Annotated in this window: 15 protein-coding genes; 7 read left to right on the top strand and 8 right to left on the bottom strand. The window is 69.6% G+C overall.

All coding sequences use genetic code 11. The features are described from left to right. Nucleotides 1-20: 20 nt before the first annotated feature. Together ACZ7L5_RS03440 and ACZ7L5_RS03435 are read left to right on the top strand one after the other, a co-directional pair. On the top strand, nucleotides 21-650 hold the full coding sequence (locus ACZ7L5_RS03440; protein WP_471514004.1) for a hypothetical protein: 630 nt from the start codon (nucleotides 21-23) through the stop codon (nucleotides 648-650). 51 nt (nucleotides 651-701) lie between these two features. Further along, the gene (locus ACZ7L5_RS03435) at nucleotides 702-1124 is read left to right on the top strand and encodes an acyl-CoA thioesterase (RefSeq protein ID WP_365054321.1); all 423 of its coding nucleotides are present in this window, start codon (nucleotides 702-704) and stop codon (nucleotides 1122-1124) included. Here ACZ7L5_RS03435 and ACZ7L5_RS03430 read toward each other — a convergent pair whose 3' ends face one another. After that, nucleotides 1125-1520: a winged helix-turn-helix transcriptional regulator gene (locus ACZ7L5_RS03430; RefSeq protein ID WP_362387418.1), complete on the bottom strand. Its 396-nt coding sequence runs from the start codon at nucleotides 1518-1520 to the stop codon at nucleotides 1125-1127. A 93-nt stretch (nucleotides 1521-1613) separates the two neighbouring features. On the opposite strand from ACZ7L5_RS03430, the gene ACZ7L5_RS03425 reads away from it, so the two are divergent. Next, entirely contained in the window at nucleotides 1614-3041 is a 1428-nt protein-coding gene (locus ACZ7L5_RS03425) for an MFS transporter (protein WP_471514001.1), read from the top strand. Between the two features lie 73 nt (nucleotides 3042-3114). After that, nucleotides 3115-3564 carry a spore-associated protein gene (locus ACZ7L5_RS03420; protein WP_471513999.1) on the top strand — a complete coding sequence of 150 codons (450 nt, stop codon included), beginning with the start codon at nucleotides 3115-3117 and terminating at the stop codon, nucleotides 3562-3564. A 559-nt stretch (nucleotides 3565-4123) separates the two neighbouring features. Here the strand turns inward: ACZ7L5_RS03420 and ACZ7L5_RS03415 are convergent. From ACZ7L5_RS03415 to ACZ7L5_RS03385, 7 genes are all read right to left on the bottom strand, one after another. Beyond that, on the bottom strand, nucleotides 4124-5518 hold the full coding sequence (locus ACZ7L5_RS03415; RefSeq protein ID WP_471513997.1) for a nucleobase:cation symporter-2 family protein: 1395 nt from the start codon (nucleotides 5516-5518) through the stop codon (nucleotides 4124-4126). 270 nt (nucleotides 5519-5788) lie between these two features. Beyond that, nucleotides 5789-7165: an 8-oxoguanine deaminase gene (locus tag ACZ7L5_RS03410; protein WP_471513995.1), complete on the bottom strand. Its 1377-nt coding sequence runs from the start codon at nucleotides 7163-7165 to the stop codon at nucleotides 5789-5791. A 130-nt stretch (nucleotides 7166-7295) separates the two neighbouring features. Further along, nucleotides 7296-8219, bottom strand: coding sequence for a factor-independent urate hydroxylase (gene pucL / locus ACZ7L5_RS03405; RefSeq protein WP_471513993.1), 924 nt, complete (start codon nucleotides 8217-8219; stop codon nucleotides 7296-7298). A gap of 5 nt (nucleotides 8220-8224) precedes the next feature. Beyond that, nucleotides 8225-8617: a hydroxyisourate hydrolase gene (gene uraH, locus ACZ7L5_RS03400; protein WP_471513991.1), complete on the bottom strand. Its 393-nt coding sequence runs from the start codon at nucleotides 8615-8617 to the stop codon at nucleotides 8225-8227. 32 nt (nucleotides 8618-8649) lie between these two features. After that, complete coding sequence (gene uraD, locus ACZ7L5_RS03395; protein WP_328878321.1) at nucleotides 8650-9159, bottom strand: 2-oxo-4-hydroxy-4-carboxy-5-ureidoimidazoline decarboxylase; 510 nt, start codon at nucleotides 9157-9159, stop codon at nucleotides 8650-8652. 154 nt (nucleotides 9160-9313) lie between these two features. Then, on the bottom strand, nucleotides 9314-9682 hold the full coding sequence (locus tag ACZ7L5_RS03390; RefSeq protein WP_328878322.1) for a helix-turn-helix domain-containing protein: 369 nt from the start codon (nucleotides 9680-9682) through the stop codon (nucleotides 9314-9316). Then, nucleotides 9679-9930 carry a YkoF family thiamine-binding protein gene (locus tag ACZ7L5_RS03385; RefSeq protein ID WP_328878323.1) on the bottom strand — a complete coding sequence of 84 codons (252 nt, stop codon included), beginning with the start codon at nucleotides 9928-9930 and terminating at the stop codon, nucleotides 9679-9681. Before ACZ7L5_RS03385 ends, ACZ7L5_RS03390 begins: the two co-directional genes overlap by 4 nt. 156 nt (nucleotides 9931-10086) lie before the next feature. On the opposite strand from ACZ7L5_RS03385, the gene ACZ7L5_RS03380 reads away from it, so the two are divergent. The 3 genes from ACZ7L5_RS03380 (at nucleotide 10087) to ACZ7L5_RS03370 (ending at nucleotide 13610) form a co-directional block, all read left to right on the top strand. Next, the gene (locus ACZ7L5_RS03380) at nucleotides 10087-10926 is read left to right on the top strand and encodes a TIM barrel protein (RefSeq protein WP_471513989.1); all 840 of its coding nucleotides are present in this window, start codon (nucleotides 10087-10089) and stop codon (nucleotides 10924-10926) included. A gap of 139 nt (nucleotides 10927-11065) precedes the next feature. Beyond that, on the top strand, nucleotides 11066-11956 hold the full coding sequence (locus ACZ7L5_RS03375) for a 2-hydroxy-3-oxopropionate reductase (protein WP_328878325.1): 891 nt from the start codon (nucleotides 11066-11068) through the stop codon (nucleotides 11954-11956). A gap of 196 nt (nucleotides 11957-12152) precedes the next feature. Beyond that, nucleotides 12153-13610: a catalase gene (locus ACZ7L5_RS03370; RefSeq protein WP_471513986.1), complete on the top strand. Its 1458-nt coding sequence runs from the start codon at nucleotides 12153-12155 to the stop codon at nucleotides 13608-13610. Nucleotides 13611-13835: the final 225 nt, after the last annotated feature.

Genomic DNA, 13835 nt, shown 5'->3' with positions numbered 1-13835 from the left:
CGCCCGGGGAGGAGCACGCCGTGACCAGACCGCCGACCGCCGCCCAGCGGCGTGTCATCGACGCCGCCGATCCCGACACGGGACGGCTCAGGGGCACGGAATCCCAGCTCGCGGCGCTGGTGAAGCGGGGCCTCGCTTTCCGGCACCCGCGGCCGCCGCACGACCACTTTCTGACGCCGGCGGGGCATCGGATACGGGAGGCCGAGCCGGCACCACCCGCACCGGCCGAGGACACCGCGGCCAGGGGCGTGTTCGCCGCGCGGATCGGCGGTGAGGAGGACGCCCCGCTCTCGGGCCCGGCCCGGCTGCGCGAGGTGCGCGGGGCCTGGCAGGGTCTGCTGGAGCTGCGCCGGATGACCAGCCCGGACGGGGCCGTGGACCGGCCGTGCGGCTGGGAGCGTACGCATCTGGTGCAGGCCGCCGCGCTTGCGCTGGAGGCGGCCGGCCACCCTCCGGCCGGGCCGGACTCCGCGGACGGGTACCGGGTGCGGGCAACCCCGCAGCCGGAGGCCGCAGCCGTGCACGAGAGCGACGGCGCGCGGCTGCGGGCCTGCGCGGCCACACTGGAAGAGGCGGGCTGGCAGGTCGGCGAGCACACCGAGCCGCGCACCAGGGCACGCTATCTGCTTGCGTCACCACGACGGGCATGACGTGCGTGCCAAGATCGGTGCACTGGGCACCGAAGGCGAGAAGGGGAAGCAGTGAGCGAGCAGTTTTCCGTCCGGGTCACCGTCCGCGGCTACGAGACCGACACCCAGGGGCACGTCAACCAGAGCGTGTACATCAACTACGCCGAGCACGCGCGCTGGTCGCTGCTCCAGGCCGCGGGCATCACCCAGACGGGGCTGATAGGCAAGGGCGTGGGTCCCGTCGCACTGGAGACGACCATCCGCTACAAGCGTGAGCTCCTCGCCGGTGACGAGGTGGACATCACCTGCGCCTTCGAGTGGTCGGGCGGCCGGACGTTCAGTGTCCTGCAGACCATCAGCAAGGCCGACGGCACGGTGGCGGCCGAACTCAAGGGTGTCGGCGGGCTGCTGGACCTTCAGGAGCGCAAGCTGGTGGCGAACCCGCAGGACTACTTCAAGGAACTGTCCACGGACCCGAGCCTGTTCGGGCTGTAGTCAGACCTGCTCCTTGTCGTGCTCCTCGTCGTAGGTGGCACGCGACTCGGCGATGTAGACCCTGTTCCGCTCGGCCCAGTCGGTCAGGCGCTGCAGGGTCTCGTGCAACTCCCGTGCCACCGGCGTCAGTTCGTATTCCACCTTCGGCGGCACCGTCGGATGGACGGTGCGGGTGACGAGGCCGTCGCGCTCCAGATTGCGCAGGGTGAGGGTCAGCATCCGGCGGCTGATGCCCTCGATGCTGCGCTCCAGTTCGGTGAAGCGGATGGGTCCGTGCGCGGCGGCGACGAGGATCTGGACGCTCCACTTCCCGGAGACCCTGTCAAGAACTTCGCGGACCGGGCACGCGTGCGCGTTCACTGCCTGGACGGTTACACCGGTGTTCCTCTGGGACATCCAACTGCCTCCTTATGCCGCTCTCCCATGGTCACTCACGATGTACCCCGTTACAAGTCGTGCACCATTGGAGAAGCCGGAGGCAGGACCGCCATGACGGCCATCGTCGAGTCCCCGACGCCGACATCACACCGAACGTACTCCCGCTGGGCGTCCCTCGTCGTCCTGTGCGCGGGAACGCTGATGACGATCCTGGACGGCAACATCGTCACGGTCGCCATGCCCGCCGTCCAGACCGACCTCGGCTTCTCGGGGCCGGGCCTCGCCTGGGTCGTCAACGCCTACCTGATCCCGTTCGGCGGGTTGCTGCTGCTGGCGGGCCGGCTCGGCGACCTGGCCGGCCGCAAGCGGATGTTCACGGCGGGGCTCGCCGTGTTCACCGCGGCTTCCGTGCTGTGCGGGGTGGCGACCGAGCAGGGCGTGCTGATCGCGGCGCGCGCCCTGCAGGGCGTGGGCGGGGCGATGACCTCGGCCGTGGTGCTGGGCATGCTGGTGGCGCTGTTCCCCGAGCCGCGTGAACAGGCCCGCGCCATCGCGGTGTTCAGCGCGGTCGGCGCGGCGGGCGGCGCACTCGGCACCTTCCTCGGCGGGGCGCTGACCGAGGCTCTGAACTGGCACTGGATCTTCCTGATCAACCTGCCGATCGGGATCGTGGCGTTGCTCGCGGCGCTACGGGTGCTGGAGCCGGACCGCGGCGCCGGGCTCGGCAAGGGTGCCGACTACCCGGGCGCGGCGCTGGTCACCGGCGCGCTGATGCTCACGGTGTACGTCATCGTCGGCGCCGGCGACCGTGAACTGACCGCCACCTGGCTGCTGGCCGCCCTGGCCCTGGCCCTGTTCGTGGCGTTCACGCTCCGTCAGGCACGGGCGGCTCGTCCACTGCTGCGGCTGCGCCTGTTCGGCTCCCGGCTGCTGAGCGGCGCGAACGCCGTGCAGATCCTGATGATCGCGACGATGTACGGCTTCCAGTTCATCGGCGCGCTGTACCTCCAACGCGTCCTGGGTTACGGCGAGTTGCTGACCGGTACGGCGTTCCTGCCGGCGCCGATCGCCATCGGCGTGCTGATGCTGGGCCTGTCGGCGCGGACCGTCGAGCGCTACGGGGCGTACCGGGTCCTGCTGGCGGGGCTGGCCCTCATCGTCGCGGGCATGGCGCTGCTGAGCCGTGCGCCGGTGGACGGCTCGTACCTCACCGACGTACTCCCGCCGCTGCTTCTGCTCGCTGCCGGCTTCGCCGCGGCGATGCCCGCGCTGACCGGGCTCGCGATGTCGGGTGCCCGCGAGGAGGACGCGGGGCTGGCGTCCGGGCTCTTCAACACCACACAGGTGGTGGGCGGTTCGCTGGGCCTGGCGGTGCTCTCGGTCCTGGCCGCGAGCCGCACCGACGGCCTGCGCGAGCGCGGCACGGAACTGGTGGCCGCCACGGCAGCGGGCTATCAACTCGCCTTCCAGGTAGGGACGTTGATCGCGATCAGCGCGCTGGCACTGGCGGCGGTCGCCCTCCGATCGCGGCAGAACTGAGCACAACCATTCGGATACCCCGTGGGTCACATCATGCAGGAGCAACCAACTCCAATGGTTACCAGGGGGAAATATGCGATACACCCGTTCTGTTCTGTCCGGCGCCGCAGTGGCGGCCCTGATGGTGGGGAGCACGGCCGCTCTGGCCTCGCCCGCCTCCGCGGCGCCCAACACCACCCCGCAGAAGGTCTGCGGCAGCGCCTACAAGACCGTGAACTCGGCGCCCGTCGGCACGCTGGGCACCGTCTACCTGACGTACAACGCCTCCAACGGCGAGAACTGTGTCGTGACCATCCGCAAGAACCCGGGCACCGTCCAGGACATGTCCGCGTGGATCTACGTCCCCGACACCGAGGAGTTCCACGAGGACAACGGCAGCTTCACGTCGTACGCCGGACCGACCTACGTCACCGGCAAGGGCCACTGCGTCGACTGGGGCGGGCACATCAAGAACGTGTACGTGCAGGTGACCGGCTCCAACTGCGGTTCCCTGAAGGAGAACCGGGTGACCTTCACCCGCTGATCCGGCCCCGCAGGGACACCGCTCGCCCCGGCAGGACTCCCGCAGTTCTGCCGGGGCGATCGCATGTCGCCACGGGGCGACCAGGCCGCGTCCTTCCAGGCCGTCATGTCCAGACTCACCGAGGCGAGCTCCGGCAGCGCCGTCGACTTCGTCTGGACCACGAGCAGCGCGATGTCCCGGAGGAGTCCTTGACGCAGATCTCGCTCGGCGAGGTCACGGCTGCGACTGATGTCTTCGCGCTGGGCCAGACGGCGGCGTTCGCGGCGCTGGGCCGGCCGCTCTACGGGGAGGGTTCCGCGCCCGGTGTGCTGTACCGGATCGTGCACGACGAACCCACGATTCCCGCGCCGTGGATGGCCTGCAGCGCCTCGGCCACCCCCCGCCATCAGCCACAGCACCGCGGGCACCGGCAGCGGGCCACGCCGGGCGACGGCCTCCGTCAGGGAGGGCCCGGGCGCGTACAGCGTGGCCAGCCAGGGCGGTCCGCCGCTGTCGAGGCGGCGTCACACGCACCATGCGTGGGACGACGCCGTCGAGCAGGCCGAGTTGTTCGGCGACCTCATGGCGTGGCCGGGGCCCGGGTCACGCCGGTGATCTCCTCCCCTGCCTCCATGGGGTGGGTGACGTCCTGCGCGTCGCGGCCCCTGCCGAGGTGGTTGAAGACGAGGTTGAGCGCCACCGCCGCCACACAGCCCGTCGAGATGCCGGAGTCGAGGACGATCCGCGCCGTCTCCGGGAAGGCGTGGTAGAACTCCGGCGCCGTGATCGGGACGATGCCGACGGCCAGGGAGACGGCGACGATCAGGACGTTGTTGTCCCGGTCCAGGCCGGCCCGGACCAGGGTCTGGATGCCGCTGGCCGCCACCGAGCCGAACAGGACCACGCCCGCACCGCCGAGCACCGGGCGCGGTACGACCGCGATGAGCGACGCGGCCATCGGGCACAGGCCCATCAGGACCAAAAAGCCGCCGCCCGCGGCGACGACGTACCGGCTGCGGATCTTGGTCATGGCGACCAGGCCGATGTTCTGCGCGAAGGCGCTGCACATGAAGCCGTTGAAGAGGGGGCTGATCGCCGAGCCGAGGGTGTCGGCGCGCAGGCCCGCCGCGATGGTCTTCTCGTCGGCCGGGCGGTCGACGATCTCACCCAATGCCAGCATGTCGGCGGTCGATTCGGTCATCGACACCACCATCACCACGCACAGCGAGATGATCGCCGCGAGCTGGAACTGCGGGGCACCGAAGTGGAACGGGGTCGGGAAGCCGATGACGGCCGCGTCCGCGACGGGCCCGAAGTCCGTGACACCGAACGGGATCGCGATCAGCGTGCCCGACACCAGGCCGAGCAGTACGGCGATCTGCTTGACGAAGCCCGTGGTGAACCGGCGCAGGAGCAGGACGATCAGCAGGGTCCCGCCCGCCAGGCCCAGGTTCGTCGCCGAACCGAAGTCGTCCGCGACCGGGTTGGGGCCCTGCGCCCAGCCGAAGGCGACGGGGAGCAGCGAGATGCCGATCAGGGTGATGACCGTGCCCGTCACGACCGGTGGGAAGAAGCGCACCGCCTTGCTGAAGAAGGGGGCGGCGACAAAGCCGAGGAGGCCGGCGGCGATCACCGCGCCGAAGATGATCGGCAGGGCGTCGGACTTGTCCTCGGTGGAGGCGACGATCGCGGTCATGGGGGCGACGCCGGCGAAGGTGACGCCGTTGACGAACGGCAGCCGGGCGCCGATCCTCCAGATCCCGAGGGTCTGCAGGAAGGTGGCGAGGCCCGCGGTGAACAGGCAGGCGCCGGTGAGGAAGGTCAGATCGGTCGCGGAGAGGCCTATGGCCGCGCCGACGATCAGGGGTGGGGCGACCACTCCCGCGTACATGGCGGCCACATGCTGAAGGCCGGTGGTCGCCATTTTCAGGGCGGGGAGTTTCTCGTCGACTGGATGAACGGACTGGGCGGACACTGCGGCTCTCCTCCGGTCGGTTACACGGCGGCTCTGACGTGGGTTTCAGGGAGGTGGTGCGCGGTCGTGCGGGACCGGGGACGGGCCCGTTCCGGGGGAAACGGTGACCGTTCCGGAGCGCACGCATGGGCGTGCGCCCCGGAGACGGCCGCCATGGACCCCGCTCGGGTCCACGGCTGCCGGCCGGGAGCCGTCCCTCCCGGCCGGTGTTCAGGTGCCGTATCGGCGATACGGAGCACTCCGCGGTGACTCGGAGCCGGTGCCGCGGAGCTACTGCGCGGCGATCCTCGCCAGGCGCTGTGCCTCTGCGCGGGTCGAGCGGGCGATCGCGTCCTCGTCGGCCGTGCCCAGGCGTCCGTCCTCCACGATCTGCCGGCCGTTCACGAAGGACGCGGTGACCGGGGCGGCCGCGCCGAAGACCAGCGCGGTGACCGGGTCGGCGATGGAGGCGTGGGCGAGCGTGTCCAGCTTCCACAGCACGAGGTCGGCCAGCTTGCCCGGCTCCAGCGAGCCGATCTCGGCGGCGCGGCCGAGGACCTGGGCACCGCCGTACGTCCCGAGCCGCAGGGCCTGCCGGGCGTTCAGGGCGGCCTCGCGGTGGGCGCCGAGGCGGTTGATGAGCAGGGCGTTGCGCAGTTCGGTGTGCAGCTCGCCGGACTCGTTGGACGCGGTGCCGTCGACGCCGAGGCCGACCGGGACGCCTGCCGCGAGCATGTCGGGGACGCGGGCGATACCGGCGGCGAGGCGGGCGTTGGAGGACGGGCAGTGGGCGACACCGGTCTTCGTCCGGGCGAAGGCGGCGATGTCGGAGTCGTTCATGTGGACGCAGTGCGCCATCCACACGTCCTCGCCGAGCCAGCCGGTGGACTCGAAGTAGTCGGTCGGGCCCATGCCGAACAGCTCGTGGCAGAACTTCTCCTCCTCCACGGTCTCCGAGCCGTGGGTGTGCATGCGCACGCCGAGCCGGCGGGCCAGCTCGCCGCCCTGCTTGAGCAGCTCGGTGGAGATGGAGAACGGGGAGCAGGGGGCGACGGCGACCTGGGTCATCGCGTCGAAGGAGGAGTCGTGGTGCTGCTTGACGGTCTCCTCGGTCGCGGCCAGCGCGCCTTCGAGGGTCTCGACGGCGAAGTCCGGCGGCAGCCCGCCGTCCTTCTCGCTGCGGTCCATGGAGCCGCGGGCGAGGGTGAAGCGGACACCCATGTCGCGGGCGGCGCCGATGATGGCGCCGGAGAGGTCGCCGGAGCCCTGCGGGTAGACGTAGTGGTGGTCCATGGCGGTGGTCACGCCACCGCGGGCCATCATCGCCAGGGAGCCCTGCGCGGCCGAGCGCACCATCTGCTCGTCGATGCGCGCCCACGTCGGGTAGAGGGCGACGAGCCAGTTGAAGAGGTTGTGGTCCGTGGCCAGGCCCCGCGTGATCCACTGGTAGAAGTGGTGGTGGGTGTTGACCAGGCCGGGAGTGACCAGATGCCCGGTGGCGTCGATGCGGCGTACGACGTTCTCCAGGCCCTCGGGTGCCTTGCCCGCGCCGAGCGACTCGATGCGGTTGTCCGCGATGACGAGGTGGCCCGTGGCGTACTCGGTGTCGTTCGCGTCCACCGTCGCGATCGAACAGTTCTCGATGACGATGCGCTGGGCTGCTGCCATGATTCGTCCCTTTTCGACGAGGTGTGCTGAAGCGGAGGGCACGGCAGGACCCTGGGGGATTTGAGTACCGCGGCCGGGGAGTCCTCAGGCTCGCTCCTCCGGCCGCGGGTGCCGAAATGGATTTGCTGGCTTACAGGTTGGTGAGGTCCACGGGGATCTTCGGCTCACAGCCGTCCCGCAGGATGGTGGCCTCGATCAGGCCGTAGGGGCGGTCGGCGGCGAAGTACACCTCGTTGTCGTTCTTCAGCCCGAACGGCTCCAGGTCCACCAGGAAGTGGTGCTTGTTCGGGAGGGAGAAGCGGACCTCGTCGATCTCGCTGCGGTTGTTGATGATGCGCGAGCCCATTTGGTACAGGGTCTGCTGCAGCGAGAGCGAGTAGGTCTCGGCGAAGGCCTGGAGCATGTGCTTCCTGGTCTGCTCGTAGGACTTCTCCCAGTTGGGCATCCGCTGCTCGTCGTCGGTCCAGTTGAACCGCCAGCGACCGGAGACCTGGGTGGCCAGGATGCGGTCGTAGGCCTCCTTGAGCGTCGTGTACTTGTCCTTGACGTAGCCCCAGAACTCGGAGTTGGTCGAGTTCATCACGACGAGGTCCTTGAGGCCGGACACGACCTCCCACTTCTCACCGTCGTAGGTGATCTGCGTGACCCGCGTCTCCTGGCCCTTGCGGACGAAGGAGTGCTTGACCTCGTCGGAGCCGATGAACCGAGAGTTGGCGTCGGCGGCCTCGATCCGCTCCCACGCGTACTCCTCGATACGGATCCGGGCCTGCTGGATCGGCTCCTGCGAGGTGACGAAGTGGCGGGCGAGGTGGATGCCGAACTGCTCGGCGGACTCGATGCCGTACTCCTTGGCGAACGCGTACACCGTGTTCTTGGTGGTGTCGGTCGGCAGGACGTTGGCGTTGGAGCCGGAGTAGTGGACCTCGTCCATGTCGCCGGAGAGAGCGACGGAGACGTTCAGGTCCTTGATGTGGTGGGTGGCGCCGTCCCGCGTGATCTTTACGACTCGGTTCTCGGCCTTGCCGTACTGGTTCTGTCCCAGGATCGTGGGCATGTCTGCTAGCTCCCTCGGTAAACGGAGTAGCCGAACGGGTTGAGCAGCAGCGGCACGTGGTAATGCTCCCCGGGCTTCACGGCGAAGGTGATCGCCACCTCGGGGAAGAACACGGCACCGCTGTCCCGATTCGCGGGGGCGTCCTGCTGCGCATCGGCTTGCTTCTTCTCGAAATACGGCTCCACGGCGAAGTCGAGCCGTACGTGTGTGGTGCCCTCCGGCAGCGCCGGCAGGTCCTTGCACCGCCCGTCCGCGTCGGTCGCGGAGCCGCCGAGCGTCTGCCAGTCCGCGCCGCGGCCGGTGCGGGCTGCGAGCTGGACGGCGACGGCCTCGGCGGGGCGGCCGATGCTGGTGTCCAGGATGTGGGTGGACACGGAGGCGGTGGTGCTGGTGCTCATGGTCAGGCGTCCTCTTCGGTCTTCCTCGAAGATCAGTCTTCGTCGACGAGCCGGGCGAGCCGGATACGGTTGATCTTGCCCAGCTCGGTGCGGACGATCTCCCGCTCCTGCTCCGGCGCGTTGCCGATCCGTTCCTTGACCGCGTCGCGCATCTGCTCACCGGTCCGGCCGGTGGCGCAGATCAGGAAGACGTGGCCGAACTTCTCCTGGTAGGCGAGGTTCAGTTCCAGCATCTCCGCCTTGAGCTCCTCGGAGGCGCCGGCCATGCCGCGCTGTTCCCGGGACGAGGTCGGGTCGCCGGGCTTGGGGCGGCCGATGGGCGGGTGCCCGGCCATCGCCTCGGCCAGATCCTCGGCGGTCAGCTCGGCCATGGCGGCGTCACTGGCGGCGTAGAGGTCGTCGGCGGTGGCGTAGGGGCGGGCGACCAGCAGGTGCTTCGCCCAGGTGCTGGAGGCGCACGCCTCATGGAGCGCGGCGTGGGCCGCGTGCTCCTCCAGGGCGTTGAACCGGGCCAGGCCCGGGGGCGTGGAATTCGACGTCACGGGAGCCTCCGTGGCCGCGAAGGGCCTTCGTACTGAACGGGCGTGCCGATAGCTAACGCCCTACGACGACGAGACGTCAACACTTTGTTGAAAATTCGCGGTACCGAAACCGGGCGGGGCGCCGCAGTCGCCCCGTCTCCCGAGTCAGGCCACGTCAGGCACCCTTTTCACGGTTGAGGTAGTTGTAAACCGTGAAGCGACTGACGCCGAGCGCGCTCGCCACGGTTTCCACACCGTGCCGCACGGAGAAGGCGCCGCGCGCCTCCAGTATCCGCACGACCTCCTGCTTGTCCTTGCGGTCCAGGTCGGCCAGTGGCTTGCCCTGCCTGCGCTCCATGGCGGCCAGGATGTGATCCAGGGAGTCCGCCAGCTGGGGCAGGCGTACGGCGACGACGTCGGCCCCCTCCCAGGAGAGCACGACGTCCTCGGGTCCGGCCTCGTCGGGCGGGAGTATCTCGCCACCCATGGCGTCGACCAGCGGCTTCACGGCCGCGATGAAGGGCTCGTCCCCGGTGCCGGTCACTCCTCGCCCTCCCCGACCACGTTGACCTGGAGCGAGATCCGGGTGGCGCCTGCCTCCAGGGTCTTGCGCAGCAGGGCGTCCACAGCGGTGAGCACGGCGTCGGCGCCGCCCTCCGCCGTGTTGCCGAACGGGCCGACATCCACCGCGTCCAGCTCGGCAGCCTCGACGACCTCACGGGCGACCACCGCATGCGCGGGCGCTTCGTCGAGGTCGAAGGGCTCGGTCGTGAACTCCACTCTCAATCGCACGCGCTCAACCTAACGCGCGCGCGAACGTTCGGGCAGCCCCCTCTTCGACGGTACGAGCCCCCTTGACAAGCCACGACACACGACGGCAATCTTCCAGTACGCAGAAACTAACTTCCGCTATATGGAATCTCGACAACGGAAGGGAGCGCCGGCGACATGGGATTCGCAGAGCAGCGCTTCAACGTCAACCTGTCGATCCTCTTCACGGAACTCCCGTTGCTGGAGCGCCCCGCGGCCGCCGCCGCGGCCGGCTTCACCGCGGTCGAGCTGTGGTGGCCCTGGATCGACTCCCCCACCCCCGAGCAGTCCGAGCTCGACGCCCTGAAGAAGGCGATCGAGGACGCGGGCGTCCAGCTCACCGGCCTGAACTTCTACGCCGGTCAGCTGCCCGGCCCCGACCGCGGCGCCCTGTCGGTCCCGGGCGAGGAGTCGGAGAGGTTCCGCGCCAACATCGACGTGGCGGCGGACTTCGCGGCCTCGCTGGGCTGCACGGCGCTCAACGCCCTGTACGGCAACCGCGTCGAGGGCGTGGACCCGGCCGAGCAGGACGCTCTCGCGCTGGAGAACCTGGCCCTCGCGGCGCGGGCGGCCGACCGGATCGGCGCGATTCTCCTCGTCGAGGCGCTGAACCAGCCGGAGTCGCCGCTGTATCCGCTGGTCAGCGCACCGGCCGCGGTCGGCGTCGTGGACCGGGTCAACGAGGCGACGGGGCTGGGGAACGCGAAGTTCCTCATGGACCTGTACCACCTGTCCATGAACGGCGAGGACCTGCCTGCGGTGATCGAGCAGTACGCCTCGAAGACCGGCCACGTCCAGATCGCCGACAACCCGGGCCGTGGCGCGCCGGGCACGGGGGCGCTGCCGCTGGAGGACCTGTTGGACCAGCTGGCGAAGGCGGGCTACGAGGGCTGGGTCGGCCTGGAGTACAAGCCGGGCGACAGGCCGAGCGCGGAGTCCTTCGAGTGGCTGCCGGCAGAACACCGCTCGGCCCGCTGAACACCCTGGGGGCCGCCGCCCCCAGACCCCCGCTTCGGCCCTGAACGGGCCTCGTCCTCGAACGCCGGACGGGCTGATTTGTCGCTGACCGGCACCAACTCTTAGACGCACAACAGCAGTTCAGAGAGGTACCCCCATCATGAGCAACCTTCCCAAGATCGCCTGGATCGGCCTCGGCATCATGGGCTCCCCCATGTCCGAGAACCTGATCAAGGCGGGTTACGACGTCACCGGCTTCACCCTGGAGCAGGACAAGCTGGACCGCCTGGCCGCCGCCGGCGGCACGGTCGCCGGTTCGATCGCCGAGGCCGTGCGGGACGCCGATGTCGTCCTCACGATGGTGCCGGCCTCCCCGCAGGTCGAGGCCATCTCCTACGGCCCCGACGGGATCCTGGAGAACGCGAAGTCCGGCGCGCTGCTGATCGACATGTCCTCGATCACCCCGCAGACCTCGGTCGACCTGGCGAAGGCGGCCAAGGACAAGGGCATCCGCGTCCTGGACGCCCCCGTGTCCGGTGGCGAGGCCGGTGCCATCGAGGCCGTACTGTCGATCATGGTCGGCGGCGAGCAGGCCGACTTCGACCAGGCGAAGCCGATCTTCGACGCCCTCGGCAAGACCATCGTGCTGTGCGGTCCGCACGGCTCGGGTCAGACCGTGAAGGCGGCCAACCAGCTGATCGTCGCCGTGAACATCCAGGCGTGCGCCGAGGCCGTGGTCTTCCTGGAGAAGTCCGGCGTGAACCTCCAGGCGGCGCTGGACGTGCTCAACGGCGGCCTCGCGGGCTCGACCGTGCTGACGCGGAAGAAGGACAACTTCCTGAACCGGGACTTCAAGCCCGGCTTCCGTATCGACCTGCACCACAAGGACATGGGCATCGTGACGGACGCCGCCCGCAACGTCGGCGCGGCCCTTCCGGTCGGCGCCGTGGTCGCCCAGCTGGTCGCGTCGCTGCGTGCGCAGGGCGACGGCGGACTGGACCACTCGGCCCTGCTGCGGGCCGTGGAGCGTCTGTCCGGCGCCCAGGTCTGATCCGGGCCCGCCCCACACTTCCGGGCCGCGGCGGCGCTGACACCTGTCCTGTCGCGCCCAGGCGTCGCCGCGGCCCGGAATCCTCTTCAACAAAACGTTGATTCAATTCAACAAACTGTTGACGCCCGCTCGCCCCACTTCTAGGCTCCACAAAGCGGAAACAGTTTTCCGCTGACACCCGCACGGAAGGTCCACGATGTCGAAGCGCGTGCTCACCACCGAGTCCGGCGCCCCGGTCGCCGACAACCAGAACTCAGCCTCCGCCGGCGTCGGCGGCCCGCTCCTGCTCCAGGACCAGCACCTGCTGGAGAAGCTGGCGCGCTTCAACCGCGAGCGTATTCCGGAGCGCGTGGTGCACGCCCGTGGCTCCGGCGCGTACGGCCACTTCGAGGTGACCGACGACGTCACCGGCTTCACCCACGCCGACTTCCTGAGCGCGGTGGGCAAGCGGACCGAGGTCTTCCTGCGTTTCTCGACCGTGGCCGACAGCCTCGGCGGTGCGGACGCGGTGCGCGACCCGCGCGGTTTCGCGCTCAAGTTCTATACGGCCGAGGGCAATTACGACCTCGTCGGGAACAACACCCCGGTGTTCTTCATCAAGGACCCGATCAAGTTCCCCGACTTCATCCACTCGCAGAAGCGCGACCCGTTCACCGGCAAGCAGGAGCCGGACAACGTCTGGGACTTCTGGGCGCACGCCCCCGAGGCCACGCACCAGGTGACCTGGCTGATGGGCGACCGCGGCATCCCGGCGTCGTACCGCCACATGAACGGCTACGGCTCGCACACCTACCAGTGGACGAACGCCGAGGGCGAGGCCTTCTTCGTCAAGTACCACTTCAAGACGAACCAGGGCATCCGCTGCCTGTCCTCCGAGCAGGGTGCCGAGCTCGCGGGCAAGGACGCCAATTCCCACCAGACCGACTTGCTCCAGGCGATCGAGCGGGGCGTGCACCCGTCGTGGACGCTCTACGTCCAGCTCATGCCGGCGGCCGAGGCGGCCGACTACCGCTTCAACCCGTTCGACCTCACCAAGGTGTGGCCGCACAAGGACTACCCGCTGCAGCGCGTGGGCCGGCTGGTCCTGGACCGCAACCCGGACAACGTCTTCGCCGAGGTCGAACAGGCCGCGTTCTCCCCGAACAACTTCGTGCCGGGCATCGGCCCCTCCCCCGACAAGATGCTCCAGGGCCGGCTGTTCGCCTACGCGGACGCCCACCGCTACCGTCTGGGCGTCAACCACACCCTGCTGGCCGTGAACGCCCCCAGGGCCACGACGGCGCAGAACTACGGCCGCGACGGCTTCATGGCGGCCAACTCCCAGGGCCGCGGGGCGAAGAACTACGAGCCGAACTCCTACGACGGCCCGGTCGAGACCGGCCGCCCCCTGTCCGCCCCGCTCGCGGTGACCGGCCACACGGGCGCCCACGAGGCCCCGCTCCACACCAAGGACGACCACTTCTTCCAGGCCGGCGAGCTGTACCGCCTGATGTCCGCCGAGGAGAAGTCCCGTCTGATCGCGAACATCGCCGGCGGCCTGTCCCAGGTCTCCCGCGACGACGTGATCGAGAAGAACCTGGCCCACTTCCACGCCGCCGACCCGGAGTACGGCAAGCGCGTGGAGGAGGCGGTCCGCGCCCTGCGCGAGGACTGAACCCCGAGGCTGCGTCCGTCTCCTGACGGGAGGTCATGAGCCGGACGCATCGCTCGCGCATCGACGCCGATCGACCCGGATGAGGGGTGGTCGATCGGCTCGGGCGCGGGCAACACGAGGACCGCGGCGGCGTGCGAGCCAGTGCGGTGGTGAAGGTCCCGGTCTCCTTCTTCGACCTGAGGGAAGGAGCATCCGGTTCCGTCGCAACCGCCGCGGTCCCGAACC

The organism is Streptomyces sp. NPDC107528, assembly GCF_055639295.1.
This window is presented reverse-complemented; position numbering and strand designations above follow the sequence as displayed.

Coding starts and splice junctions, on each gene's coding strand:
- ACZ7L5_RS03430 (WP_362387418.1), bottom strand. CDS start 1,520: ATGTCCCAGAGGAACACCGGTGTAACCGTCCAGGCAGTGAACGCGCAC.
- ACZ7L5_RS03425 (WP_471514001.1), top strand. CDS start 1,614: ATGACGGCCATCGTCGAGTCCCCGACGCCGACATCACACCGAACGTAC.
- ACZ7L5_RS03420 (WP_471513999.1), top strand. CDS start 3,115: ATGCGATACACCCGTTCTGTTCTGTCCGGCGCCGCAGTGGCGGCCCTG.
- ACZ7L5_RS03410 (WP_471513995.1), bottom strand. CDS start 7,165: ATGGCAGCAGCCCAGCGCATCGTCATCGAGAACTGTTCGATCGCGACG.
- pucL (WP_471513993.1), bottom strand. CDS start 8,219: ATGCCCACGATCCTGGGACAGAACCAGTACGGCAAGGCCGAGAACCGA.
- uraH (WP_471513991.1), bottom strand. CDS start 8,617: ATGAGCACCAGCACCACCGCCTCCGTGTCCACCCACATCCTGGACACC.
- ACZ7L5_RS03380 (WP_471513989.1), top strand. CDS start 10,087: ATGGGATTCGCAGAGCAGCGCTTCAACGTCAACCTGTCGATCCTCTTC.
- ACZ7L5_RS03375 (WP_328878325.1), top strand. CDS start 11,066: ATGAGCAACCTTCCCAAGATCGCCTGGATCGGCCTCGGCATCATGGGC.
- ACZ7L5_RS03370 (WP_471513986.1), top strand. CDS start 12,153: ATGTCGAAGCGCGTGCTCACCACCGAGTCCGGCGCCCCGGTCGCCGAC.